General features: G+C 61.2%; 1 protein-coding gene. It reads right to left on the reverse strand.

Translation table 11 applies throughout. The annotated features are described in order from the left end of the window. Positions 1-1671: ABC transporter ATP-binding protein (locus tag I9188_RS20140; protein ID WP_209599755.1), on the reverse strand; the 1671-nt coding region annotated here is incomplete at its 3' end. Positions 1672-1757 lie beyond the last annotated feature (86 nt).

The following is a 1757-nucleotide window of genomic DNA, read 5'->3' on the forward strand; positions in this document are numbered from 1 at the left end:
GCCGTCCTGGATGACGATGATCTTGTCTGCCTCCAGCACGGTTGACAGGCGGTGGGCGATGACGATGACGGTGACATCCTGTGTCAGGGCGTCCAGCGCCTCTTTGACCAGCGATTCCGATTCCGCGTCCAGCGCGCTTGTGGCCTCGTCCAGCAGCAGGATTTCGGCCTTGCGCAGAATGGCACGGGCAATCGCGATGCGCTGTTTCTGACCGCCCGACAGAAAGGTTCCGTTTTCGCCCACCGGGGTCTCATAGCCCTGCGGCAGGTCGGTGATGAACTGATGCGCATGTGCGGCCCGGGCTGCCGCGATCACCTCTTCATCGCTCGCCTCGGGTGCCGAGCAGCGCAGGTTGTCCATCACCGAGGCCGAGAACAGGAACGTGTCCTGACCGACATACGAGATTTTCCGCCGCAGCGAGGCAAAGCTGACCTCCCTCAGGTCCTGGCCATCGATCTCGACGCTGCCCTGATCGGGGTCGTAAAACCGCATGATCAGGCCAAACAACGTGGATTTGCCACCACCGGACTGGCCGACAAGGGCCGTGGTTTTCCCGGCCTCGAAAGTGGCGCTCATGTTGTCGATCACCGGCACCGTGCCCTGATAGCCAAAGGTCACATTGCGCAGCGTGATCTGTCCGGGGCCGTCACTCAGGTCACGGGCCCGGGGGCTTTCCACCATCGTGTCCTCCTGATCCAGCAGGCTGAACAACATGCCGACACCGACCATGCAGGTTTCAATCTGGACCCGCATCCTGGACAGGCGCTTGGCAGGTTCATAGGCCATCAGCAAAGCGGTGATGAAGGACATCAGCTGACCCGCGGTCGGCTGTTCGGTGCCCGCGATGCCCATCGTGCTGACAATGAGAACCCCGGCAACCGCCAGACCGGCCAGAAACTCCATCAGCGGGCTGGCAATGGCCTGCAGCCGGGCGATGTCGTTCGAGCGCTGTTCGACCTTCCGGATTGCGGTCTCCATTCGGTCGATCATGCGATCTTCAAGCGCAAACACCTTGATCACCTTGATCCCCGCCGAGGTCTCCTGCAGCACCCGGATGATCTCTGCCAGCGATTTGAACTCGGCCTGCATGATCGAGCGCACGCTTTTCAGCAGATACCGCACGCCCAGCAGGGCAACCGGGCCCACCACAAAGAACATCACCGACAGAACAGGCTGCTGATACACCATGACCACAATCAGGCCGACCAGGGTCAGGGCATCGCGGACAAACCCGGTGACCAGAACATCGATCAGGCTTCGGGCCGATTGCGCGCCATTGGTCGTGCGCATCAGCAGATCCGATGATTCATTGGTCGAGAAGAACGACACCCCGTGCCGGACCAGCTTGCGGTACAGCTTCTCCTGCTGCTGGGCCACAATCCGGTTGCCCGCGCGTGCCAGAAAAACGGCCTGAATATACGAGGCCACCGCCTTGGTCAGGAACAGAAGCACAACCCCCAGCGCAATGACATGCGCCCATCCCCGCAATTCCGGGCTGGTCATGGCATCGACGATATATTCCATCATGTAAGCCGAGCCGGCGGTGGTGACCGCCACCGCGATCATCGCCAGGATCGCAACGCCGTAAAGCCCGCCCTGCGCATAAAAGCTCTCACCGACAAGCCGGCCCATATAGCCCGATCGCCACTTGTTCCAGGCGCGCTTCATCATTGCGTTCTCCAAATCCGTGAAACGGTGCGCACGCCCAGATACCCCATATCCCGCCGCGCCTAAAGGACAGATGCAACCCTGCGGCA

It is taken from the genome of Ruegeria sp. HKCCSA071 (genome assembly GCF_017872555.1).
In the GTDB taxonomy this organism is placed as follows: domain Bacteria; phylum Pseudomonadota; class Alphaproteobacteria; order Rhodobacterales; family Rhodobacteraceae; genus Ruegeria.